General features: G+C 70.0%; 22 protein-coding genes. 5 read left to right on the top strand and 17 right to left on the bottom strand.

All coding sequences use genetic code 11. The features are described 5' to 3' along the window. Window positions 1-31: 31 nt before the first annotated feature. The 12 genes from KV397_RS15270 to KV397_RS15325 all read right to left on the bottom strand — a co-directional run bounded on the left by KV397_RS15270 (window position 32) and on the right by KV397_RS15325 (window position 13,814). A complete protein-coding gene (locus KV397_RS15270) occupies window positions 32-2,122 on the bottom strand; it encodes an iron ABC transporter permease (RefSeq protein WP_261811636.1) in 2,091 nt (696 codons plus the stop codon). Beyond that, on the bottom strand, window positions 2,119-3,150 hold the full coding sequence (locus KV397_RS15275) for an ABC transporter substrate-binding protein (protein ID WP_261811637.1): 1,032 nt from the start codon (window positions 3,148-3,150) through the stop codon (window positions 2,119-2,121). The genes KV397_RS15270 and KV397_RS15275 overlap by 4 nt, the downstream gene beginning before the upstream one ends. 31 nt (window positions 3,151-3,181) lie before the next feature. Then, window positions 3,182-4,015: an ABC transporter ATP-binding protein gene (locus KV397_RS15280; RefSeq protein ID WP_261811638.1), complete on the bottom strand. Its 834-nt coding sequence runs from the start codon at window positions 4,013-4,015 to the stop codon at window positions 3,182-3,184. Between the two features lies 1 nt (window position 4,016). Continuing rightward, window positions 4,017-4,979 carry a siderophore-interacting protein gene (locus KV397_RS15285; protein ID WP_261811639.1) on the bottom strand — a complete coding sequence of 321 codons (963 nt, stop codon included), beginning with the start codon at window positions 4,977-4,979 and terminating at the stop codon, window positions 4,017-4,019. Next, a complete protein-coding gene (locus KV397_RS15290; RefSeq protein ID WP_261811640.1) occupies window positions 4,969-5,769 on the bottom strand; it encodes an ABC transporter ATP-binding protein in 801 nt (266 codons plus the stop codon). The genes KV397_RS15285 and KV397_RS15290 overlap by 11 nt, the downstream gene beginning before the upstream one ends. Then, window positions 5,766-6,848: a FecCD family ABC transporter permease gene (locus KV397_RS15295; RefSeq protein WP_261811641.1), complete on the bottom strand. Its 1,083-nt coding sequence runs from the start codon at window positions 6,846-6,848 to the stop codon at window positions 5,766-5,768. Before KV397_RS15295 ends, KV397_RS15290 begins: the two co-directional genes overlap by 4 nt. Beyond that, window positions 6,845-7,888: a FecCD family ABC transporter permease gene (locus KV397_RS15300; RefSeq protein ID WP_047523280.1), complete on the bottom strand. Its 1,044-nt coding sequence runs from the start codon at window positions 7,886-7,888 to the stop codon at window positions 6,845-6,847. Before KV397_RS15300 ends, KV397_RS15295 begins: the two co-directional genes overlap by 4 nt. 33 nt (window positions 7,889-7,921) lie before the next feature. Continuing rightward, entirely contained in the window at window positions 7,922-8,947 is a 1,026-nt protein-coding gene (locus tag KV397_RS15305) for an iron-siderophore ABC transporter substrate-binding protein (RefSeq protein WP_261811642.1), read from the bottom strand. Between the two features lie 242 nt (window positions 8,948-9,189). Next, window positions 9,190-9,393: a cold-shock protein gene (locus tag KV397_RS15310; RefSeq protein ID WP_017831237.1), complete on the bottom strand. Its 204-nt coding sequence runs from the start codon at window positions 9,391-9,393 to the stop codon at window positions 9,190-9,192. A gap of 74 nt (window positions 9,394-9,467) precedes the next feature. After that, entirely contained in the window at window positions 9,468-12,347 is a 2,880-nt protein-coding gene (locus KV397_RS15315; protein WP_165875423.1) for a helix-turn-helix transcriptional regulator, read from the bottom strand. A gap of 68 nt (window positions 12,348-12,415) precedes the next feature. Continuing rightward, entirely contained in the window at window positions 12,416-12,646 is a 231-nt protein-coding gene (locus KV397_RS15320; RefSeq protein WP_047523284.1) for a hypothetical protein, read from the bottom strand. Between the two features lie 109 nt (window positions 12,647-12,755). Next, entirely contained in the window at window positions 12,756-13,814 is a 1,059-nt protein-coding gene (locus KV397_RS15325) for a DUF998 domain-containing protein (RefSeq protein ID WP_261811643.1), read from the bottom strand. A 73-nt stretch (window positions 13,815-13,887) separates the two neighbouring features. Here KV397_RS15325 and KV397_RS15330 point away from each other — a divergent pair, with 73 nt between their 5' ends. The 4 genes from KV397_RS15330 (at window position 13,888) to KV397_RS15345 (ending at window position 19,314) form a co-directional block, all read left to right on the top strand. Continuing rightward, a complete protein-coding gene (locus tag KV397_RS15330; protein ID WP_261811644.1) occupies window positions 13,888-14,925 on the top strand; it encodes an FUSC family protein in 1,038 nt (345 codons plus the stop codon). Window positions 14,926-15,014: 89 nt separating this feature from the next. After that, window positions 15,015-15,683: a DNA alkylation repair protein gene (locus tag KV397_RS15335; RefSeq protein WP_131492011.1), complete on the top strand. Its 669-nt coding sequence runs from the start codon at window positions 15,015-15,017 to the stop codon at window positions 15,681-15,683. 198 nt (window positions 15,684-15,881) lie between these two features. Next, on the top strand, window positions 15,882-16,595 hold the full coding sequence (gene deoD / locus KV397_RS15340) for a purine-nucleoside phosphorylase (RefSeq protein ID WP_261811645.1): 714 nt from the start codon (window positions 15,882-15,884) through the stop codon (window positions 16,593-16,595). 184 nt (window positions 16,596-16,779) lie between these two features. Further along, complete coding sequence (locus tag KV397_RS15345) at window positions 16,780-19,314, top strand: DEAD/DEAH box helicase (RefSeq protein ID WP_261811646.1); 2,535 nt, start codon at window positions 16,780-16,782, stop codon at window positions 19,312-19,314. Between the two features lie 13 nt (window positions 19,315-19,327). On the opposite strand, the gene KV397_RS15350 is transcribed toward KV397_RS15345, so the two are convergent. From KV397_RS15350 to KV397_RS15370, 5 genes are read right to left on the bottom strand one after another with little or no spacing between them, the layout of a single operon-like run. Next, window positions 19,328-19,717 (bottom strand): VOC family protein, encoded by a 390-nt coding sequence (locus tag KV397_RS15350; protein ID WP_261811647.1) that lies wholly within the window; start codon window positions 19,715-19,717, stop codon window positions 19,328-19,330. A 40-nt stretch (window positions 19,718-19,757) separates the two neighbouring features. Further along, the gene (locus tag KV397_RS15355; RefSeq protein ID WP_261811648.1) at window positions 19,758-20,801 is read right to left on the bottom strand and encodes an acyltransferase family protein; all 1,044 of its coding nucleotides are present in this window, start codon (window positions 20,799-20,801) and stop codon (window positions 19,758-19,760) included. After that, entirely contained in the window at window positions 20,798-21,748 is a 951-nt protein-coding gene (locus KV397_RS15360; RefSeq protein ID WP_131492006.1) for a D-alanine--D-alanine ligase family protein, read from the bottom strand. Before KV397_RS15360 ends, KV397_RS15355 begins: the two co-directional genes overlap by 4 nt. After that, complete coding sequence (gene alr / locus KV397_RS15365; protein WP_261811649.1) at window positions 21,745-22,869, bottom strand: alanine racemase; 1,125 nt, start codon at window positions 22,867-22,869, stop codon at window positions 21,745-21,747. The genes KV397_RS15360 and alr overlap by 4 nt, the downstream gene beginning before the upstream one ends. Further along, the gene (locus KV397_RS15370; RefSeq protein ID WP_261811650.1) at window positions 22,866-23,531 is read right to left on the bottom strand and encodes a M15 family metallopeptidase; all 666 of its coding nucleotides are present in this window, start codon (window positions 23,529-23,531) and stop codon (window positions 22,866-22,868) included. The genes alr and KV397_RS15370 overlap by 4 nt, the downstream gene beginning before the upstream one ends. Window positions 23,532-23,618: 87 nt before the next feature. Here KV397_RS15370 and KV397_RS15375 point away from each other — a divergent pair, with 87 nt between their 5' ends. Then, the gene (locus KV397_RS15375; protein WP_261811651.1) at window positions 23,619-24,290 is read left to right on the top strand and encodes a response regulator transcription factor; all 672 of its coding nucleotides are present in this window, start codon (window positions 23,619-23,621) and stop codon (window positions 24,288-24,290) included. Window positions 24,291-24,294: the final 4 nt, after the last annotated feature.

A 24,294-nucleotide genomic window follows, 5' to 3' on the forward strand; every position in this document is an offset into this window, starting at 1 on the left:
ATGGGGCCATTTGCGCGATTCGAAGCCGGGCCTACGCGTCGCGCGAGCGCCAGAGCAGCCAGACGAAGTACGGGGCTCCGATCAGCGCCACCACGAGTCCAGCGGGAAGTTGCGCGGGGGCGATGACGGTGCGCCCGATCGTGTCCGCGACCCCCACCAACAGACCTCCCAGCAGCACGGCGACGGGAATCACCCTGGCGTGCGTGGCCCCGACGAGCGCTCGTGCCGCGTGCGGGGCGACGAGTCCCACGAAGCCGATCACGCCGATCGCCGTCACGCTGAGCGCTGCGAGCACCGCCGCCACGACCAGCAGCGTCAGACGCACGGGCTCGAGGCGGATGCCGACGAGCCTCGGGGTGTCCTCATCGAGGGCCAGCACGTCGAGCTCGCGACGGCTCATCACCACGAACGGCAGCGCGATCACCAGCACGAGCGCGAGGGGCAGCACCTGATCCCACACCCGGCCGTACGTCGTGCCCGAAAGCCAGGTGTAGATCTTCGGGGTGTCCCAGGGGTTCGACCGCAGCAGGAAGAACGTCGTGAGCGAGACCGAGAAGTACGAGACACCGATGCCGATCAGCAGGAACCGGTCGGCGTTCAACCCGCCGCGCCACGACAGCAGATAGACGAGGGCGAAGGCGAGCAGCGCCCCGGCGACGGCGCCCGCGATCATGCCCGCAGTGGACGAGACGGCGCTCGTGATCACGAGCACGGCACCGAGTCCGGCACCGCCCGTGACACCGAGGATGCTCGGGTCGGCCAGCGGGTTCCGACTCACCCCCTGGATGATGGTGCCGGACAGCGCGAGCGCCCCACCGGCGACGAGCGCGGCCACGATGCGCGGCGCGCGTTCGTCCAACGCGAAGGCGATCACCGGCGGCGCCTCGCCCTGCAGCCACAGCGCGATGTCGCCGGTCAGCAGCCATGTGTGCCCGGCGAGCAGGCCGAGGAGCAGCACCCCGACCACCCCGAGCACCACGACGGCCAGGGCGATGCGGAACCGCAGCCGGCTGCGCACTCCGAACCGCACCCGCGGAGGCTCCCGTGTGGGACCGGCGTCGCGCAGACGCCGTGCCATGAGCACCAGCACGATCGCTCCGAGGAGTGTCGTCGCGACTCCGGTCGGGATGAGGATCGCCGCCTCGGCCCCGATGATCGCTCGCAGCAGAGCATCCGAGAGGATCACGACGATCGCGCCGAGCAACCCGGCGGCGGGGATCAAGAGCAGGTGGCGGTTCAGGCTCGGCACGACGCGCGACAGCAGGCGGGCGAGCACGGGCGCGCACAGTCCGACGAAACCCATCGGCCCCGCGAGCGTCACCGACACCGCGGTGAGCGTGACGGCGAGCAGGATGCCGACGGCCCGGGTCGAGCGGATCGGCACGCCCAGCGACGATGCCGTGTCGTCGCCGAGCGCCAGGATGTCGAGCCGCCGTGCCAGCAACAGCGCCGCCCCGGTCACCACGACCACGACCGGGGCCGCCTGGAGGAACGCGGTCAGGCCGAGCTGGGACAGGCTGCCGCTTCCCCACGCGAGCAGACCCTTCGTCTCCTCGTCGAACAGGATGAGCAGGGTCGAGGTGCAGGCCTGGAACGCGAGGGCGAGGGCCGTCCCCGCGAGGATCAGCCGCGTGGTGGACGAGCCCGCACCGCCGGCGAGTCCGAGCACGATCCCCGCGGCGACGAGGCCGCCGGCGAACGCGACGGCGCCCGACGCCCACACCGGCACCGCGATGCCGAAAGCCGCGAGCGCCGTGACCGCGAGGTACGAGCCGGCTGTCACGCCCAGGGTGTCCGGCGAGGCCAGGGCGTTGCGAGCGAGCGACTGGAGGAGGATGCCCGCCACGCCCAGCGCCACGCCCACGGCGATGCCCGCGGCCAGGCGCGGCACCCGCGACCCCCACAGCACGTCCGGGTCGGCGAACACGGCACCGCTCGTGCCCTGGGTGAGATGCCAGCAGGCCACCGCGAAGAGCACCACGGCGAGGGCCACGAGAGCCCCGATGCCCGTGAGCAGAGCGTGCGGTCGGCGTCCCTCCGCCTCGTCGGGCGCGACGACGGGCGCCGGATGCGCCGGCTTCGTCGTCGCCGCCGCGTCGTCGAGGCGAAGGGCTCCCGTCACTTCGAGAGCACCTCGACGTAGCCGTCGATGATCTGCTGGGTCGAGCGCGGTCCGCCGAACGTCCAGATCCCGGCGGGGAACGCGGTGAGGCGGTCATCGGCGACGGCGGGCAGCGAGGTCCAGGCCGGGTTGCCCTGCAGAGCGTCGATGAAGCTCTCCGACTCGGGGTCCTCCGTGCCCGTGTAGAACAGGCTGGCGTCGCCGACCGTGGTCATGCCTTCGAGATCGGTCTGTCCGAGGCCGTAGGTGGGGTCGACCTCGCCGGTCCACGCGTTCTCGAGACCGAGCTTCTCGCCGATCTCACCCACCAGCGAGCCCTGGCCGAACGGGCGCAGAGCGACGTTGCCGCCGTCGACCCAGCCGTCGAAGAACACGAACTCCTTCGTGGGCAGATCCAGATCGGCGAGTTCGGCCGAGGCCGCGTCGAGGTGCTCCTGGAACTCGTCGGCGACCACCGCAGCGCGCTCTTCGCGTCCGGTCACCTGGGCGATGAGGTCGAGCGTTCCGAGCATCTTCGCGATGGGGTCGGCGGCATCCGCACCGACGGTCGCGAGCACCGGCACGTCGTAGGCCTCGAGCTGGGAGACGATGGGGTCGTCCGCGGCGCTGACCTCGACGATCACGAGGTCGGGCTCGGTGCCGAACAGCGTCTCCAGGTTCGGCTCCTGCCGGGTGCCGACGTCGGTCACGCCCTTCGGGAGCTCTTCCGCGGTGACCCACGTGCTGTATCCCTCGGCGTCGGCGACCGCGACCGGCGTGATGCACAGCGACAGCGCATCCTCGATCTGCTGCCACTCCAGCACCGCGATCCGCTCGGCGGGCTTGTCGAGCTCGACCGTGCGACCGAGGTCGTCCGTGACGGAGACGGCACCGGTCGAAGTCGCGGTGGTGTCGTCGCCGCAGCCCGCACTCGTCGAGCCCGAGGCGTCGGGGTCGACGGCGGTGGGAGCCTGGGTCGTGCCACAGCCGGCGAGGGCCATCACGAGCACGCCACCGAGGGCGATCAGGGCGAGGGACTTCTTCTTCATTCGGTTCTTCCTCCGGGAGGGGTGAGGGGGTTCAGGATGCCGCGGGGGTGCGGTGCCGGCGGTGGTGCCGACCTCGTGGGAGCACCCGCACGAGGCCGGTCTCCTCATCGATCTCGGTGTCGATGTGCAAGCCGTAGACGGTGGAGAGGTTCTCGCCGGTCAGCACCTCGGCGGGGGTGCCGGCCGCGTGCACTCGTCCCGCGTGCAGCAGCACGACGTCGTCGGCGACGGATGCCGCGTGGTCGAGGTCGTGCAGCACGACACCGAGGGCGGTGCCGTGGTCGTCGGCGAGCTCGCGCACCAGGTCGAGCGTCTCCACCTGATAGCGCAGGTCGAGGTGGTTCGTCGGCTCGTCGAGCAGCAGCACGCCGGTCTCCTGCGCCAGCGCGGTCGCCAGCCACACGCGCTGCAGTTCGCCGCCCGAGAGCTGGTCGACGGGACGGGCAGCCATGGCGGTGAGTCCGGTCAGCTCGAGCGCCCGCGCGACGGCGGTGCGGTCGGCGTCGCTGACACCGGAGAAGCGACCCCGGTGCGGGTGACGGCCGTACGCCACGACGTCGGAGACCTCGATGCCGGAGGGATGCGGCCGCGATTGCGAGAGCATCGCGACAGTCTTCGCGAACTCCTTCGCCGAAAGGGCGGCGGCGTCGCGCGTCTCGTCACCGCCGATGCGCACACTCCCCGCCTCGATGCGGTGCAGGCGGGCGAGCGCGCGCAGGACGGTCGACTTGCCGCTGCCGTTGGGGCCGATGAGAGCTGTCACCCTTCCGGGGGCGAGGCACAGCGAGACATCGTGCACCACCCGGGCACGGCCGTATCCGAGCACGAGGGATTCGCCCTGCAGGGCGTGGGTCTGCGTCGTCATGTCAGCCCCGCATCGCGACACCGCGGCGCCAGTAGCCCATGAAGGCCACCTGCCCGCGGTCGATGCCGAGGTCCTTCACGAGGTGTCGGCGCAGGGTGGTGACCACGCCGCTCTCCCCCGCGATCCAGAAGTAGCGCTCAGCCGGGGCATCGGCGGCGGCGATCTCCTCACCGAGGCCGGAGTACGCCGGCGTCTCCCACAGCAGGTCCTCGCCGTCGATGTCCTTCACGCGGATCTCGTCCGAAGCGTCGGCGTCGCCGAGGTAGCCGAGGACCGCAGGGATCAGGTGCAGACCGTGCGGCTCACCGGCGTCGCGCGGCAGCCAGTGCACCTCGACACCGGTCGGCGCATCGATGCGCAGCACGTCGGCCGGAGTCGGCACCTCGATGAAGGCGACACCGCGCAGCCCGCGAGGGGCGTCCTCCAGGATGCGGGCGATCGCCGGGGCCGCCGTCTCATCCCCCGCGAGCACGACCGAAGGAGCGCGTCCGGGGTGGAACTCGGCGCCGCCGTGCGTATCGACGCCGAGGCCGCGACGCGGTCCGACGAGGTACAGCTCCTGCCCGACCGCGGCCTGGTCCGCCCACAGCGACGCGGGGCCGGTCAGCCCCGGCTCGAGGTGCAGCACGAAGTCGACGTCGACCTCGGTCCCGGTCTCGTCGTCGACCCGGAGGTCCCGCACCGAGTAGGTGCGCATCGAGCCGCGCTCCTCCTCCGGCACCGCCAGGAACGCCTGCCACCAGTTGTCCGATGCGCGGTCGAGCTCGGGCAGTATCCCGGATGCCGGCGGGAAGACCAGCTTGATGCGGCTGTCGAACACCTCGCCCGGGGTCCCGAACTCGAACAGGTCGTCCCCGCCGAAGGTCACCCGCACGAACGAGGGCGAGACCCGGACCACGGCGCGCACCTCGGCGCGGGTGAGGATGTAGGTCGGACGCTCGGTCGTGGTCGTCTCAGCGGACATGATGCCTCCCGATGGGTGTGACCATCGGCGTACCGGAGACCGGGTCGATGGTGATCTGATTGGCGAGGCCGAAGACCTCTTCGACGAGGTCGGCGGTGACGACCTCCTGCGGGGCTCCCGCTGCATGCACCCTGCCGTCCTTCATGGCGACCAGTTCGTCGGCGTAGCGGGCGGCGAGGTTGAGGTCGTGCAGCACCATGACGATGGTCGTGCCGCGTGACACGCTCAGGTCGGTCAGCAGGTCCAGCACCTCGACCTGGTGCGCGACGTCCAGGAACGTGGTCGGCTCGTCGAGCAGCAGGATGTCCGTCTCCTGCGCGAGAGCCATCGCGATCCAGACGCGCTGCCGCTGTCCGCCCGAGAGCTCGTCCACGCTGCGGTCGGCCAGATCGGAGATGCCGGTCGCATCGAGCGCGTCCGCCACGACCTCGTAGTCGTGCGCGCTCCACCGCGCGAGCATCTTCTGGTGCGGGTGTCGCCCTCGTCCGACCAGGTCGGCGACCGCGATCCCCTCGGGCGCGATGGGCGATTGCGGCAGGAGACCGAGGATCCGCGCGACCTCCTTGGTCGGGCGCGAATGCACCGAGGCGCCGTCGAGCACGATCTGCCCCTCGGCCGGCGAGAGCAGGCGGGCCAGCGAGCGCAGCAGCGTCGACTTGCCGCAGCCGTTCGCGCCCACGATCGCGGTGATGCGTCCGGGAGCGATCTGCAGGTCGAGGCCGTCGATGACGGTGCGGTCGCCGTACGCGAGCGTCACCCCCTCGGCCGACAGGCTGTGCGAGACGGTCATAGCGAACCCCCGGAGCGGTTGGTGCGGATGAGCAGATAGATCAGGTACGGCGCGCCGACCACGCCGGTGATGACGCCGACGGGATAGCGGGTGCCGAAGGCGAACTGGCCGATCAGGTCGCCGGCGAGCACGAGCACGGCACCGACGAAGGCCGACGGCAGGAGCAGGTTCGCCCCGGGCCCGGTGATGCGGGCGGCGATGGGTCCCGCCATGAACGCGACGAAGGCGATGGGGCCGGTGGCCGCGGTCGCGAACGCGAGCAGCGCGACCGCGCCGAGGATGAGCAGCAGGCGTGTGGCGCCGACGCGGACACCGAGTCCGGCAGCGGAGTCGTCACCGAGCCGGAGAGTCCCCAGCGCGCGACCCTGCGACAGCATCAGCGGCACGATGATCACCGCGGCGATCGCCATCGGCAGCACCCGCTCCCAGGACGCGTTGTTGAGGCTTCCCGTCAGCCACTGCATCGCGGTCTGGATGTCCCAGTTCGCCGCACGGGAGAGCAGGTACGAGATGACGCTCTGCAGCATCGCCGCGACGCCGATGCCGATCAGGATCAAGCGGGTGCCGGCGAAGCCGCCCTTGATCGAGAGCAGATAGATCGCCAGGGCCGTGAGCACCGCGCCGGCCAGGGCGAGCGCGGAGACGACCGGGCCGTTGACCGACAGCACGATGATGCCGAACACGGCCGCGGCGCCGGCACCGTTCGAGATGCCGATGATGTCGGGCGAGGCGAGCGGATTGCGCAGCATCGTCTGGAAGCAGACGCCCGCCATGCCGAACGCGATCCCGGTGAGGACGGCGAGCAACGCCCGCGGCAGCCGCAGGTCGCCGACGGTGAAGGAGGCGCCGGGCACGCTCTCACCGAGGATCACGCGGATCACCTCGTCCGGTGTGTAGAACGTGTTGCCCACCATCAGAGCGATCGCGAAGAGGGCGAAGACCAGGACTCCGAGGACGATCGTGGCCGTCGCGTGGCGACGGTGGCGCGAGCGACGCCCTGCGACGATCCGGGCGATCCGCGCGGATGCGGACTCCTCGTCGCGGGCGAGGGTGTGTTCCGTGTGCTCGGTCGTGGTCACAGCTCACGCACCTTCTGACGACGGACGATCCAGATGAAGAACGGGGCTCCGATGATGGCGGTGATGATGCCCACCTGGATCTCCTCGGAGGAGGGAGCGATCACGCGACCGACGATGTCGCTCGCCGTCAGGAGTGCGGCACCGGCGATGGCCGAGAACGGGAGCAGCCACCGGTGGTCGGTGCCGACCAGGAGCCGGCACATGTGCGGGATCACGAGGCCGACGAACCCGATGGGTCCGGCGATCGCGGTCGCGGCACCCGCGAGGATCACCGCACCCAGCGCTGAGATCATGCGGGTGCGGAGCACATGTTCGCCGAGTCCCTTCGCCATGTCGTCGCCGAGGGCGAGCGAGTTCATGCCGCGCGCACTCAGGAAGCAGATCAGGGCGCCGAGCGCGAGGACGGGGGCGGTGATCGCGATCCGCGGCCACTCCGCCCCACCGACACCGCCGATCTGCCACGACTGGAACGTCTGCAGCAGGTCGACGCGCGGCAGCATGATCGCGCTGATCAGCGAGGCGAAGGCGGCCGAGGTGGCGGCCCCGGCGAGCGCGAGCTTGAGCGGCGTCGCGCCTCCGCGCCCGAGGGATCCGACGGTGTACACGAAGACGGCGGCGGCACCGGCGCCCACGATCGCGAAGGTCATCTGCCCGTAGGGGTCGGCGAGACCGAAGAACGCGATGCCGCACACCACGGCGAGCGAGGCGCCGTTCGAGACACCGAGGATGCCGGGGTCGGCGATGGGGTTCCGCGTGACCGCCTGCATGGTGGCTCCGGAGAGCGCGAGTGCCGCGCCGACGAGGAGCGCGAGGACCGTGCGGGGGATGCGCTTGACGATCGCGGCCTCGGCGATCGTGTCGGTGTGACCGGTGAGAGCGGCGACGATGTCGTCGAACGAGACCGCGCGCACGCCGAAGGCGATCGACATGACGCTGAGCACCAGGAGCACGACCACCCCGAGGAGGAGCCACAGGGTTCGCGCCAGCGCCGGGCGCCGCAGGTCTGCGGCACCCGGCGCGAGGACGGTCGCTGAGGTCACTGAATGCTCATTCCGCGGGAGCGGATCGAACGACTACGACGCCAGCGGGCCAGCCAGGATCGCGAAGTAGTCGCCGAGTCCCCACGGGATCGAGAGCGGCGACGGGTTGGCGGAGGCCGCGATCGGCGTGGCGTTGGGCAGGATCGCGATGCGCCCCTCGGCGATGGCCGGGATCTTCGACAGCAGCGGATCGGCCTGCAGAGCAGCGACGGTCGAGTCGTCACCGTAGGTCACGAACAGATCCACATCGTCGAACTTCTGCGCCTCCTCGGCGCTCACCTCGAGGTTGAACAGCTCGGTGTCCTTGTTCTCCTCGACGATCGACGGGAAGGGGAGACCGAGGCTGTGCAGGAATCCGGGTCGCGTGTCCGCCGCCGTGTAGAAGCCGATCGTGCTGAGGTCGCTCGGGTCGAAGTACGCGAAGAGGACCTTCTTGTCCTTCAGGTCACTGTGCTCGTCGAGGGCGGCTTCGGACTCGGCATGCAGCTCTTCGATCAGGGCCTTGCCTTCGTCCTCGAGCCCGAGAGCTTTCGAGTTCATCTCGACCATCTCATCCACCGAGGTGCCCCAGGCGACGTCCGGGTAGGCGACGACCGGCGCGATCTTGGAGAGGGTGTCGTACTCCTCCTGCGTCATGCCGGAGTACGAGGCGAGGATCACGTCGGGCTCGGTGTCGGCCACGGCTTCGTAGTCGATGCCGTCGGTCTCGTCGAACAGGACCGGTGTCTCGGCCCCCATCTCCTCGAGCTTCTCCTCGACCCACGGCAGCACGCCGTTGTCGTCGTCGTCCCCCCACGTGACCTTGCTCATCCCGACCGGCACGATGCCGAGGGCCAGCGGCACCTCGTGGTTCGCCCAGGCGACGGTCGCGACCCGCTCCGGCTTCTCGGTGATCGTGGTCTCGCCGTAGACGTGCTCGATCGTGACGGGGAAAGCGTCGTCGGAGGCGGGGTTGCCCCCGGCGGAGGACGTCGACTCCGGCGCGGACGAGGCGCAGGCGGAGAGGCCGACGGCGAGCGCGGCGGCTGCGCCGAGGGCGAGGAGACGGGAGGTGCGCACAGGCGTTCCCTTCGATTCGGGGTGGGAGTGTGGCGCAGACCGCGCCCGGCATTGGTAAGCCTCGCCTAATCTAACACGGAGGTTAGGGTGACCTCACCTCCGCTCCGGATTTCGAATAGCGCAACTAATCGTCTTTTTGGGCCCGGATAGAGCCATTCGCGCGATTTCGAAGGCGCCGTGGGTACGAAAAAAACCGGCCGGATCCGTGAGGATCCGACCGGCTTCAGGAAGTCAGCGCGCGCTCAGAGAGCGCGGATGTTCGCCGCCTGCATGCCCTTGGGGCCACGCTCAGCGTCGAATTCGACCTTCTGGTTCTCGCGGAGCTCCTTGAAACCGGAGCCGGCGATAGCCGAGTAGTGGGCGAAGAGGTCGTCCGAGCCGTCATCGGGAGCGATGAAGCCGAAGCCCTTTTCCGCGTTGAACCATTTCACAGTGCCAGTGGCCATGTGTTTCTACTTTCTGTTGACTTAGCCGTTTACACGGCCTACGCCGAGTCGGAACATCCGACACGCGCGCTTTGTCACGCTACCACGGCAGACTGAGCAGCAGCACGGAACGACGGATTCTTCTGCACGAGAGCCGCTTCGGTGCGCGTGTTCACCCCGAGCTTGCGCAGAACCGCGGAGACGTGGACGCTCACCGTCTTCACGCTGATGAACAGACGGTCGCCGATCTGTCGGTTGCTCAGGCCCTCGGCGATGAGCTCGAGCACCTGCCTCTCACGAGCGGTGAGCAGGTCGTCGCTCAGCGGCGCATCGGAGGCGCGAAGACCGGCGTCGGCGCTGAACCGCGAGACCGCCGCCTGGAGCTGCGCATTGCCCAGGGACTCCGCCAACGCGGCGGCCTCACCGAGCACCGACGCTGCAGATGCGCGATCCCCCTCGTGCACCCGCAGGCGAGCGCTCTCGAGGCGGAGTACCGCTCGGAAGATGACCGGGACGTCTTCTCCCTCGGCGCTGCGCAGGGCGGCGTCGAGCGCATCGCCGCGCGGGTCGAGGAGGGCATCGAGGATCGTCGACCACGCATCGTTCTGCAGCGGCACGGGTTGCGCGAGCCAGGCGGCGCGGATGGCATCGGACTCCTCGGTGACATCGGCCCCCTCGGCGCGCAGCTCGGCGATGATCGCCCCGCCCTCCAGCAGCAGCCGACGCTGGTGCAGCAACGCGGGCCGGTCGTCACGCAGCATCTCGAGGATCGCGTCGAGGGCTCCGCGGAGGTTGCCCTCGCTCTCGGCGACCGCGACCGTCATCATGACCCGGTCGTACCAGATCTGACGTTCCGAGCCACCGGTCTCCTCGAAGGCGGGCAGCCACGCCTGCAACAGCTCTGCGGCCTCGGCCGATCTTCCGCGCCAGGCCAGCACCCGCACGCGCGTCATGCTCATGTACATGCGGAACACGCGCAGGGTCCCCTGCACGAAGTCACGCGCCAGCATCTCCTCGACCCGTGCGATCTCTCCGAGTTCGAGCAGGGGGACGACCATGTTCTGCGCCATGATCGACCCCGAGGTGCGCTCGACCCGGAGCTCACGCGCACGCTGCAGGCCCTCTTCTGCGACCTCGACCGCCTCGCGGTAGCGGCCCAGCAACGTGAGCAGGTCGGAGTAGTTCACGCGGTAACGCATCTCGGCGGTCGTCCCCGTCGCGAGCACACGCGCACGCTCGTACTCGCGTACCCCCTCCTCGATGTGTCCCAGATGGGCGAGGGACCCACCGCGCACGTTCGCGGCGATCGACAGCTGATCCGTCGATTCGGCGCCGGCAGCACTGCGCTCGGCCTCGTCCGCGAGCCGGATCGCCTCCTCACGGTCGCCCGCGATCATGCGCCTGCTCGCGAGCTGGTTGAGGAGCTCGGCGCGGAAGACGTCGTCATGCACGTGCTCGTCGGCGATGGCCAGAGCCTGCTGCAGGAGCGGTATCGCTCCCAGACGCCCGAGGTTGACCAGGTACAGCGCCTTGTTGCGCAGCAGCCGCGCGTGCAGCCGCGGGTCGACCGTCTTCGGGTCGACCTCGGCGAGGGCGACGTTCGCGACGGCGAGGGCCCGGTCTCCGTCACCGGCGTTGCGCAGGATCGAACCGAGCACCAGGAGCAGGTCCAGGCGCTCGATGCGCGCTGCGTCGGCCGCGTCGGGCACGAGCGGCCACAGCTCCAGCGCCAGCTCACCGAAGCGGGCCGCGCTCGCGAACGCATACTGTGCCTTCGCCTGCCGCATGGCATCGGCGGCGGCGATGAGAGCCTTCCGATCGTCTTGTGCGAGTTGCCAGTGATAGGCGAGCGCCGCGGCATCGCTGGTGTCCGACTCCGCGCACTGCGCCTCGAGCGCCTCGGCGTAGGCACGGTGCAACCGCGCCCGTTCACCGGGGAGCAGGTCGTCGTGCACGGCCTCGCGCAGCAGCGCGTGGCGGAAGCGATAGTCGTCGTCGCCCACGACCAGGATTCCGCTGCGGGTCGCCTCGCGGATCGCGTCATCGAGCCGCTGCTCCGGCAAGCCGACGAGACTCGTGATGAGCGGGTGCGACAACGGACGCTCGGCCCCGGAGACGACCTGCACGACGTGTCGCGCATCGTCGCTCAGCCTGTCGAAGCGGGCGAGCAGCAGGTCACGGAGCCCATCGGGGAGCGGGCCGTTCGTGCATCCGGCGATCTCCTCGATGAAGAAGGGGACGCCCTCCGCCCTCTCCTGCATGCGGTCGAGCGCGCTCTCGGTGAGCGCGCGGCCGGTGATCTGCTCCGCCAGCTCGCGGACGGCGGCGGCGTCGAGCCGGGCAAGGGTCACGCGGTCGAGCAGCCGTGCGCGCGTCGCCTCTCCGATGAACCGACTCACCGCATCGCCGCGCCGCACGTCGTCGCTGCGGCAGCTGAGGAGCAACAGGATGCGGCCGCGACCCAACGCCCGCAGCAGGAAGGAGAGGATGGCGAGCGTCGACTCATCCGCCCAGTGCAGGTCTTCGACCACGAGCACCTGAGGAGCGCGCTCGGCCGCCGCCTCGATGAGGGAGGCGATCGCGTCTCTCAGCCGCTCGGGACTCGTGCGGTCACGATCGGTCGGGGTGTCGACGAGTTCGGGGAGCAGCATGCCGAGGGCCTCCGCCCCCACTCCCACCGAGTCGCGCACCCGGTCGACGCCCATGCGTGTGACGATCGAGCGCAGGATGCCGGTCAACGGACCGTACGGCGTGCGCGAGGCACCGAGGTCGAGACACCAGCCCACGTGCACGTCGGCGGTCTGCTCGATCTCGGCGGCGAACTCGCGCAGCAGACGCGACTTGCCGATCCCGGCTTCTCCCTCGACGAGCAGGGCCGCAGGCACGCCGTCGCGCACACCGGCGAACGACCGGCGCACCTCGGTCAGCTCGGCCTCGCGGCCGACCATCGCAGCGCTCGACGGGGAAAGGGGCATGGATTCATCGTCCCACCCCGGACCGACATTCGGCACGGCCTGCAACGCGCGCTTCGCGAGGACGCCGCTCACTGCGCGGGAGCTGCCGCAGCGTCGCACCGAGCGGACGTGGGCGCCGTCGCCGACCGCTGCCGGGCGCTGCCGAACGCGCGGCGCAGGATGCGTCGGACGGCTCCCTCCGGACGCGGCCGGATCTGGTCGGCGTGCTCGATGAGGAAGAGGCGTCGGGCGGCGGCACGCTCCATCTGCTCCTGGTCGTGCCGGGTGAGCTGTTCGCTGAGATACGGGTGCTCGTACATGGGGTTCTCCTCGATGGTTCTGCGTATCCCTAGAGTCCGCTCTGAGGGGGCCCCTCGACATCGGGCAGATGCCCTATCTTTCGGATTCCGGTGTCTAGGGATGCCGGCACTACGCGTGCCGGGGGCGCATCAGGGAGGTTCGCGCCGAAGGGCGGGAGGTGTCCGGCGTGAGGATCGCGAGCACGCGCACGAGGGTCGCCATCCACAGCAGTCCGAGCCCGACGACGATGGCTTCGACAGCGGTGGTCGAGTACAGCCCGAACGGGATCCACAGCACGATCGCGACCGCGAGGAGGAGGCTCACCCCGATCGACGTGATCAGCAGAGCGCGCGGCAGCCCGGGGATCGATGCCACGGTGGTCGCCGCCGCCACGGCGAACAGCACGAGAGTGGCGAAGGCGGCGATGTCGTGCGGGAGCGGCACCCGGTGCAGCGGCAGCAGCCCGACCGCGGCGAGCGCGACGCCCGTCGCCGCCCATGCCCCGACCACGACGGCGAGCCGAGGGAGGGCGGCATCGCCGAGGAGGCGGTGCAGGTCGCGGCCGATGTACGACCCCACGGTCGCGACGAGGAGGCCGGCGACCAGGAGGGTTCCGTTGAAAGCCCACGACCCGGAGCCCAGCTGCGAGAAGTTCTCCTCCCACCATCGCGGATCGGCCGCCGTGACCATGGCGAAGAGCGTGCCGATCACGAGGAACCCGAACAGGAGGGCGGCGAGATCGACCGTGCGAAGGTCGACACCGGCCCCGAACGCGAAGCGCCCGCCGACGGCCGAGGCCACCCCGGTGAGGAGCCCACCCCCGATCGCGGCGAGCTGCAACCCCTGAAGGCCTGCCGCCAGAACCTCGGCGGTCAACAGCACGCCCATCATCGTGACGGCTCCGAACGCGACGGTCAGGGCGATCGACGAGAGGTCGGACACCACCGCCTGCCAGCGCGGCATGGGCGCCGTCTCCCCACGGCGGTGCATCAGCGTGCTCGTGAGGAAGGCCGCCGCGGCGATCACCCCCGCGATCACCGCGGCCGGCATCGCGAGGGCTTCCGTACCCGTGAGCGGGCGCGCGGCGGGACCCAGGAGCAGGATGCCGGCGATCGTGCCGAGGACGAAGCAGATCACGGTCGCCCAGACCGCCGCGGTCTCGCCGCGCAGCCTCGCGTCCTGATCCATGCGCCCATGCAAGCACGCACCTATGACGGACGGAACCCCCGCTCCCCGCCGCCCGCGCACTACCGTGGAGGTCATGCGCATCCCCGCCGCGATCCGCGCCTCCCAGCGCTCTCCGCTGCTGCAGGTCGTGAAGTCGGCCGCAGCGACGATCGCCGCGTGGCTCATCGCCGGATGGGTCTTCCCCGCGCAGCTGCCCGTCTTCGCCGCGATCGCTGCCCTCCTGGTCGTGCAGCCCAGCGTGAACCAGTCACTGTCGAAGGCGCTCGAACGCAGCATCGGGGTGATCGCGGGAGTCGTGATCGCCGTCGCCCTGGGCCTGCTGTTCGGTTCGCCGACCTGGATCGTGCTGCTCGCGATCGTCGTGGCGATGCTGGTCGCATGGGTGTTCCGGGCCTCACCGGGAACGGGCAACCAGGTCGCGATCTCGGCGATGCTGGTGCTGGCGCTGGGCTCGTCGAGTCCTGAATACGCGTTCGCACGCATCGTGGAGACGCTGATCGGCGTGGCCATCGGCATCGTGGTGAACGCCCTCATCGTCCCTCCCGTGCTGGTCGCCCCGGCTCTGCGGGATGTCAGCCTCCTCGGGCGCGAAATCGCCGCGAGCCTCGACCGACTCGCCGTCGCACTCCCGGAACCGCAGACGCCCGCACAGCTGCAGGAACTGATGCTCGAAGTACGCCTGCTGCGGCCGATGAAGGATGCCGCGGACGCCTCCATCGCCGCCGGAGAGGAATCGCTCACGCTGAACCCTCGGCGCTCCACGCATCGCGCGGAGCTGCGGGAGATGCGGGAGCTCCTCGAGCGGCTGTCCCCCATCGTGACCCAGACGATCGGCATGACCCGGGCCTACTTCGACCACTACGACGACACGATCGGCGAGGAGCCGGCCGTGGTCGCGATCGCGGAGCAGCTGCGGCGGGCCGGGCACGACGTCCGCCTCGCGGTGCAGGTCGCTGAGGCGTCCCCGGAGCCCGAGACGTTGACCTCGACGATCCCCGCACTCACCGCTCCGCTCGTGCTGCGCCCGCCGTCCTCCCAGCACTGGATCCTGATCGGCTCTCTCATGGAGGATCTGCGCCGGATCAGGGGTGAGCTCCTCGACGAGGACTGACCCGTCGGCCTTTCGAATCGCGCAAAGTGCTGCATCCGACGCCGATTTCGGACCATTCACGCGATTCGAAATCCGCTTACCCTGGAGGCATGTCCGACGTCACCGTTGCCGAAGCCCTCGACGAACTCGCCGCGCTCGAGGATCCGAAGATGCGTGCCGCCAACGAGAAGCGCGGCGACGACCACGGGATCAACCTCAGCCGGATGCGCGCATTGGCCAAGAAGATCAAGACGGACCAGCCTCTCGCGCAGGAGCTGTGGGCGACCGGCGAGACCCCGGCACGGCTTCTGGCCCTGCTGATCTGCCGCCCGCGCGACTTCACCGCCGATGAGCTCGACGCCATGCTGCGCGAGACCCGCCCGCCGAAGGTCAACGACTGGTTCGTGAACTACGTCGCCAAGAAGACACCGCTGGCCGAGGAACTGCGGCTGCGCTGGTTCGACGACGCCGACCCGACCGTGGCCGCCGCCGCCTGGTCGCTCACGACCGTGCGGGTGATGAAGGACGCCGACGGACTCGACCTGCCGCACCTGCTGGACCTGATCGAGCGCGACCTGAAGGATGCACCGCCACGGCTGCAGTGGGCCATGAACGAGACTCTCGCCAACATCGGCATCTTCCATCCGGACCACCGCGCGAGGGCCCGGGACATCGGCGAGCGTCTGCAGGTCCTCGCCGACTACCCGACCGCACCGGGCTGCACCTCGCCCTTCGCGCCACTCTGGATCGACGAGATCGTCCGACGCCGCGAGGGCTGAGGCGTCCCCGCCTGGAGGCTGAGGTGCTCATCCTGTGGAGGCTGAGGCGCTCACGCCCTGAAGGAGAACTCACGCCCTGAAGGAGAACTCCCGCTGCGAAGGTCCGCATCCGGGATCCGCTCCTTCATTCCGCGAGTTCTCCTTCACGAGCCGCGTTCGCCCGGACGGATGCGTGTGGGCGCTGGATACGCTGAGGTCATGAGCACCCACATCGCGGCAGAGCCCGGTCAGATCGCCCCCATCGTCCTGTTCCCCGGCGATCCGCTGCGGGCGAAGTGGATCGCCGAGACGTTCCTCGAGGATGCAGAACTGTACTCCGAGACGCGCGGAATGCTGGGCTTCACCGGCACTTGGGAAGGGCACCGCGTCTCGGTCCAGGGTTCGGGGATGGGCCAGCCCTCGATGGCGATCTATGCGAACGAACTGTTCGACTCCTACGACGTGCAGACGATCGTGCGGGTCGGCTCGTGCGGAGCGCTGACCGAGGATGTGCGGATCCGCGACATCATCATCGCCAACGGCGCCAGCACGGACTCCGGCATCAACCGGGTGCGCTTCCACGGACTCGACTATGCGCCCGTGGCCGACTTCTCCCTGTTGCGCGCCGCGGTCGAGGCGAGTGAGGCCGAGACCCTCGAGTCGACCGCGCACGTGGGGCAGCTCTTCTCGAGCGACCAGTTCTACAGCACCCGACCTGAGCTCACGGAACCCTTCGTGCGGCACGGCATCCTCGGCGTCGAGATGGAGGCCGCCGGTCTCTACACGCTCGCGGCGTACTACGGTCGGCGTGCCCTCGCGATCTGCACCGTGAGCGACCACATCGTCACCGGCGAGCAGACGACCGCGCAGGAGCGCGAGCAGACCTTCGGAGACATGATCCGCATCGCGCTGCGCGCAGCGACCGCAGTCTGACCCCCACGCAACGAAGGAGAACTCGCGACTCGAAGGAGAACTCGCGACTCGAAGGAGCGATTCCCCGGACGAGTCCTTCGAATCGCGAGATCTCCTTCACAACAGGCGGCAGGACGGGCGGCAGGGCGGCAGGACGGGCGGCGGGACGAACGGAACGGACGGCGGATGGGATGATCGAGGGACCATGACTTCCTCGCCGCGGCTCGACCCCGCCATCGTTCCGGACGCCGCGGACCCGGACGCCGTCTACCTCGCATTCGTCGAATGGGCGGAGTCGACCGGCATCCGGCTGTATCCCGCGCAGGACGAGGCGGTCATCGAGATCGTCTCCGGCAACAACCTGATCCTGTCCACCCCCACCGGCACCGGGAAGTCGCTCGTCGCGATCGGCGCCCACTTCAGCGCACTGGTCGCCGGACGGCGCAGCTACTACACGGCACCGATCAAGGCGCTCGTGAGCGAGAAGTTCTTCGCGCTGGTCGACGTGTTCGGGGCCGAGAACGTCGGGATGGTCACGGGCGACTCCGCGGTCAACGCCGACGCGCCCATCATCTGCTGCACGGCCGAGATCCTCGCGAACCTCTCGCTGCGCCAGGGCGCCGATGCCGACGTCGGTCAGGTCGTGATGGACGAGTTCCACTTCTACGCCGACCCCGACCGCGGGTGGGCGTGGCAGGTACCGCTGCTCGAGCTGCCGCAGGCGCAGTTCGTCCTGATGTCGGCGACCCTCGGCGATGTCACCGAACTCGCGGCGGACCTCACCCGTCGCACGGGCCGCGAGACGGCGACGGTCACCGGCGTCGAGCGCCCTGTGCCCCTGCACTTCTTCTACGAGACGACCCCGATCCACGAGACGATCGACGACCTGCTGAGCACCGGGCAGGCGCCGATCTACATCGTGCACTTCTCGCAGGCGGCCGCGATGGAGCGGGCCCAGGTGCTGTCGAGCACCAAGGTTGCCACCCGCGAGCAGCGCGACGAGATCGCGGCGCTGATCGCCCAGTTCCGTTTCACGACCGCGTTCGGCAAGACCCTCTCCCGCTTCCTGCGCGCAGGGATCGGGGTGCATCACGCGGGGATGCTGCCGAAGTACCGCCGCCTGGTCGAGCAGCTCGCCCAGCGCGGACTGCTGCGCGTGATCTGCGGCACCGACACGCTCGGCGTCGGCATCAACGTCCCGATCCGGACCGTGCTGCTCACTGCGCTCACGAAGTTCGACGGCTCCCGGATGCGGCAGCTCAACGCCCGCGAGTTCCACCAGATCGCCGGCCGCGCGGGCCGTGCGGGCTACGACACCGCGGGCACGGTCGTCGCGCAGGCCCCCGAGCACGAGAGCGAGAACGTCGCGGCCGTGAAGAAGGCCGGCGACGACCCGAAGAAGAAGCGCAAGATCGTCCGTAAGAAGGCCCCGGACGGTTTCGTGTCGTGGGGTGAGCCGTCGTTCCGCAAGCTCATCGACGCGGTGCCGGAGACACTGACCTCGCACATGCAGATCACGAGCGCGATGATGCTCAACGTGATCGCCCGTGGCGGCGACGTCTTCGCCAATATGCGCGCGCTGGTATATGACAACCACGAGCCGCGGAAGCGCCAGCGCGAGTTGGCTCTCCGGGCCATCGGCATCTACCGCACCCTCCGCGAATCGGGCATCGTCGAGAAGACCCCCGACGGCGATATCCGGCTCACGGTCGACCTGCAGCCGAACTTCGCGCTCAACCAGCCGCTGTCACCCTTCGCCCTCGCCGCGTTCGAGCTGCTCGACCCCGACCCGACCGCGGGCACGGGCACCGGCTCCTACGCTCTCGACATGATCTCGATCGTGGAGTCGACGCTCGACGATCCGCGCGCCGTGCTGAGCCAGCAGGAGTTCCTGGCCCGCGGCGAGGCGGTCGCCGCGATGAAGTCCGAGGGCATCGAGTACGACGAGCGGATGGAGCTGCTCGAGCAGGTCACCTACCCGAAGCCGCTCGATGAGCTGCTGTCAGCCGCGTTCGAGACGTTCAGCGCGGCGCAGCCGTGGATCCGCGACTTCGAACTGCACCCCAAGTCCGTGGTGCGCGATATGTACGAGCGAGCCATGTCGTTCGGGGAATATGTCGCGTACTACAAGATCGCGCGGTCCGAGGGCGTGGTGCTGCGCTACCTCTCCGATGCCTACCGCGCGGCCTCGCAGACCATCCCCGAGGAGTTCAAGGATGAGGATCTGCGCGACCTCATCGAGTGGCTGGGCGAGTTGGTCCGCCAGGTCGACTCGAGCCTGCTCGATGAGTGGGAGGAACTGGTCGCGGGCGTCGACAACGGGCGCTTCGATCCGCATGCGCCCGACGAACCGATCGTCCCACCCGCCCCGAAGCGCCTCACGAGCAACATCCGCGCTTTCCGCATCCTGGTCCGAAACGAGCTGTTCCGCCGCGTGCAGCTCGCCGCGCGGGACGACGTCGACGGGCTCGCCGAGCTCGACCCCGGTTTCGGAGCCGACGCCTGGTCCGACGCCCTCGACGGGTACTTCGCCGACCACGACGAGATCCTGACCGGCGCGGACGCTCGCAGTTCGAAGCTGCTGATCCTCACCGAAGGGCCGACCACCTGGACCGCACGGCAGATCTTCGACGATCCCGCCGGTGACCACGACTGGGGCGTCACCGCGACGATCGACCTCGCCGAGTCCGACGACGCCGGCCAGGCCGTCGTCACGGTGACCGGAGTCGACCGGCTGTAGCGGCGTCCTGTCGTCAGGCCTGCAGGACGGCGAGCACGTTGCCCGCAGGGTCGCGGAACCACGCGATGTCCGGGCCCTGACCGTTGCCGCGCACGATGCCACGCGAATCGGACGGGAACTCCTCGTCGCTGTAGATCTTGGTCTGCACCCCGCGCGCGATGAGCTCGTCCACCGCGGCGTCGACATCCGCCACCGGGAAGTTCAGGATCGTGAAGCTCGCCGGTGTGTGGTTCGGCTTCGCGTAGACGAGGATCGACCCGCCACGGGGCAGCCGCAGGTCGAGGAACCCCATCGCGTTGAGCTCGACGTCGAGGCCGAGGGTCGTGCCGTAGAACTCTTTCGCCGCATCGATGTCGTCGACGCTGAATCCGCTGAACGCGTTGTCCGCTGTGAAGGCCGCCATGACTCCAGGATCCGCCGTCCGCCGCCGATTGTCGAGGCCTTCATCGCCGCAGGTGCGGCGCCAGGCGGTCGATCGCCTGCAGGGGGTCGAACAGCGCCCCGAGTCCGCCGCGCACGAGCAGCGCATGTACTCCCAGACAGATCGCGATCACCGACGCCGTCAGCACGAGAGGGCCGATGGCTTCGAGCACCGGCGTCGTCCTCCAGCCCGCAGCATCCAGCCCCGCATCGATCAGGGCGAGGGGCATCATGTGCAGCACGTAGATGGGCAGGGTCCGCCGGCCGATCCAGCGCAGCGGTCGGGCGACCACCTCGAGGTGCCGGTCCAGGAGCACGCTGAGCGACGCCCCGCACGCCACCGCGATCAGGGCGAGCGCGGGCCACACCCCCGGCAGCAGACGGAGGGTCAGGCCTGCCACGAGCGCCAGCGCCGCGACATAGAGGGCCGCGAGCGCGAGCGTTCGCCACACCCCGACGCTCTGCGCGAAGCGCTCGATGACTGGACGCCCCCGAAGCCCGAGGAGGAAGAAGAACAGGTTCTGCACCAGCTGCCAGAGGTTGCCGAGGTCGGGGATGACCCCGGCGCCGGCGACCGCCGCGATCACGAAGGCCCCCGACAGCACGACGGCCGTCGGGAGGCCGCGAGTGAGCCGACCGATCGTCAGATAGACCGCGAGCGCGAGCAGATACCAGAGGTTCGTCGGGCTGAGGGTCAGCTGCGCGAGCAGCTCCCATCCGTCGTTCGCCCGTGCCGTGTCGAAGTCGGGCGTCAGGGCGAGCACGAACGTCTGGATGAGCACCCACACGACGTAGAGCAGGGCGAGGCGCCCCGCTCGACGACGCCAGGACCGTCCGCCCGCGTCGAGCACCGCCCGCGCGGCGAACACCCCCGATACCAGGAAGAACAGCGGGATCCGCAGCGGCAGCAGCTGCGCGTTCAGCATCACCCAGACGTCTGTCACGGGTCCCGCGCCGGGCATCTCGACCGCGACCTTCGTCACCACGTGCCACAGCACCACGAGGATGATGCAGATGCCCTTCGCGACATCCGGCCAACCGACCCGCGGCGCACGCGCGCCGGTCACGACGCCGCACGCACGAGCCGCGCCACCAGGTCGACGTAGGTCACGCCCGCCGCCGCGAACATCCGCGGCACCTGCGAGGCGGCCGTCAGCCCCGGCATGGTGTTGACCTCGTTCAGCAGCGGACCCCGATCGGTGAGGAAGAAGTCCATCCGTGCGACCCCGTCACAGCCGAGGGCGTCGAAGACCGCGATCGCCGCCCGCTTGAGCGCCGCCACCTCGGCCGCGTCGAGCTGAGCCGGGACCGTGAACCGCGCGCTGCCGTCGTACTTCGTGGCGGTGTCGAAGAGCCCGGTCGCGTGGATCTCGAGGGGCGGGGCCGCCCAGCGGATACCCCCCTTCTCGCGCAGCACCGCCACGTCGATCTCGCGTGCCCGCACGACCTCCTCGACCAGGATCCGCCGGTCGAAGCGCGCCGCCTCCCGCAGCGCCGCGAGCAGCCCACCCTCCTCGCTCACCAGACTCACGCCGTGGCTGGATCCGGCCGACACCGGCTTGACGACGACCTCCCCCTCGAACTCCACGTCCCCGATGTCCTCGGCGGCGACCAGACGACCGCGGGCGGTACCGAGGCCCACTGCTTCCGCGACCAGCTTGGTGGTCCACTTGTCCATGCCGATCGCGCCCGCCCGCAGGCCCGACCCGACCACGCGCACTCCGGCGAGTCCGCACAGGGCCGCGAGCGCGCCGTCCTCCCCGAGCGCGCCGTGCACCGCCGGGAAGACCACGTCGGTGCGGGCGAGCAGCGGAAGCGCGAGCGCCAGCGACTCCGCCGCCGAGACCCCGGTCGGGATACCGTCGGCCCTCCACACCCCCTCTCGATCGATCGTCGCACTCGTGACTTCGTGATCGCCCATGCGCAGCGCGGCGGCGACCGCGGCCGCGGAGGCCAGCGACACCTCGTGCTCGGCGTTCTGCCCCCCACCGATGACCAGGACCCTCGTGGTCATGCCACACTCCTCTGCACTCGTGCTCCGATGCCGGTGACGACGGTGTGCGGGATGCTGCCCGCCCACCGCGCCCACTCCTGCACCGACGGCACGACTCCCCCCTCGGGTCCGAACACCGTGGCGACCGTGCCGCGCGGAACCGGCACGGCGCCGGTATCGATCACGATCTGATCCATCGACACCCTCCCCACGATCGGATACCGGGCCCCGTCGATCGCCACGGCCGCCTCCGCCGCGAGCTCCCGCGGGATCCCGTCCGCGTATCCGACGCCCACGACGCTCAGGTGCGTCTCCCGTTCCGTGATGTGCGCGCCCCCGTAGCCCACCGCCGTCCCGGCCGGGACGAGCGCGCTGTGCACGACGGGGGCGGTCCACCGCGCGGCACCGGCCAGCGTCGTCGCCCCGGAGGGGTCGATGCCCACCAGCCCCGCACCGATGCGCACCATGTCGAAGTGCGTCCCCGGATCGGTGAGCGCGCCGGACGTCGCGGCGAGATGTACGAGCACCGGCCCGAAGCCGGCCCGGAGCACGGCGTCCCTGCCGTGCCGAAAGCGCAGCACGGCCGCCGCGTTCGCCCGGGGGTCGGCTTCGTCGGCGCGAGGCAGATGTCCCATCACACCCACCACCTCGACCCTGCCCCGCCCCGCGCGTGCGGTGCGGAACAGCTCCTCCCAGTCGTCGAGCGGACACCCGCCCCGGGCCATCCCCGTATCGAGGTGCAGGTGCACGCGGACCGGATCCACGGCGTCGGCGATCAACTGGCGCAACTCCTCCACAGAGCCGACCGCGACGTCGATGCGAAGCGCCGCGGCCGTCTCCGCATCGGCCCCCGAGGGGTTCAGCCACGAGAGGATCGGCACGGTGAACCCGGCATCACGCAGGGCGACGGCGTCGGCGACATCGGTGACCCCGAGCCATTCGGCGCCGGCGGCGACCGCGGCCTCGGCGACCGTGACGGCGCCGTGCCCGTAGCCGTCGGCCTTCACCACGGCCATGATGCGCGCGGAGCACGTGGCCCGCACCCGCCGTACGTTCTCGGCGACGGCCTCCGGGATGGTCTGCAGCGTCGGGGCATGAAGGCGGGAGAGAGTCACCCGCGGCGCAGGCAGGAGGGTGGTCATCGCTTCGTCCTCGGGTCGGCGGTGGGATCAGGCAGCATCTCGGGGCAGCCCTGGTCGACCGCCTCCGGACGCAGCTCGTAGTGCCACGACTCATTGGCGTAGATCTGGCAGAGCCCGTAGCGCCATCCCCGCTGGACGAGCCAGTCCAAGGCGGGCAGCGGACCGAGGTCGACGGCGTCGCCGGTCACATGCTCCGATGTCTCCGGAGTCGCCACCCATCGCCGCGCTTCCGCCTCGGAGCCGTAATGCGCGATCGCGTCCTGCAGCATCCGTTCCTGCAGCGCGGGGGTGCGCCATCCACTGTTCACCCGGAACGTGACCCCGTCGGCCTCCGCATCGGATGCGGCACGCTGCAGCGCCGCGAGCAGCGACGCGTCGAGGTTGCCCACGGCGGCCCGATCGACGTCGAAGACGGTCGGCTGGTCGCCGTCGCGGATCACCCCGTCGGCCTCGCTCGGGGCGATGACCGACCCTTCGCTCTGCCCACTCGGCCGGGGCGTGGAAGAGGGCAGCGGACCGGTGCGCTCGGCATCGGCGAAGGCCGCGGACAGCGACTGCTGGACGACGAAGGCGATGATCACGGCCAGCGCGAGCCCGATGAGGACCGAAACGGTCCGGCGGCGGCGCGCCTGCGATCTGAGGGAGGTGGTGCGGGTGTTCATGCTCCCAGTGAAGGAGGACGCGCGTTGCGAGGACGTATGCGCTTTTCCATATGCTCCCGATATGCCCCACTGCGTAGGATCGCAGCCATGCGTGTACTGATCGTCGAGGACGAGCCCTACCTCGCCGAGGCGGTGCGGGATGGGCTGCGCCTGGAGGCGATCGCGGCCGACATCGCGAACGACGGCGACACCGCGCTGGAGCTTCTGAGCATCAACTCCTACGACATCGCCGTGCTCGATCGCGACGTTCCGGGCCCGTCCGGCGACGACATCGCGCGGTGGATCGTGGCCTCCGGCACCGGCATCCCGATCCTGATGCTCACGGCGGCCGACCGTCTCGACGACAAGGCGACCGGCTTCGAGATCGGCGCGGACGACTACCTCACCAAGCCGTTCGAGCTGCGCGAACTCGTGCTGCGTCTGCGTGCCCTGGACCGACGCAGACAACGATCCCGGCCGCCCGTGCTCGAGGTCGCGGGGCTGCGCCTGGATCCGTTCCGTCGCGAGGTGTACCGCGACGACCGCTACGTCGCCCTCACCCGCAAGCAGTTCGCCGTGCTGGAGGTGCTCGTCGACGCCGAGGGAGGGGTGGTCAGCGCCGAGCAGCTGCTGGAGCGGGCCTGGGACGAGAACGCCGACCCGTTCACCAACGCCGTGCGCATCACCGTGTCCTCGCTGCGCAAGCGGTTGGGTGAGCCGTGGCTGATCCGCACGGTGCCGGGCGTCGGCTACCGGATCGGGACGGACGCCGATGCGTAGACGC

Source organism: Microbacterium aurugineum (assembly GCF_023101205.1).
GTDB classification, from domain to species: Bacteria; Actinomycetota; Actinomycetes; order Actinomycetales; family Microbacteriaceae; genus Microbacterium; species Microbacterium aurugineum.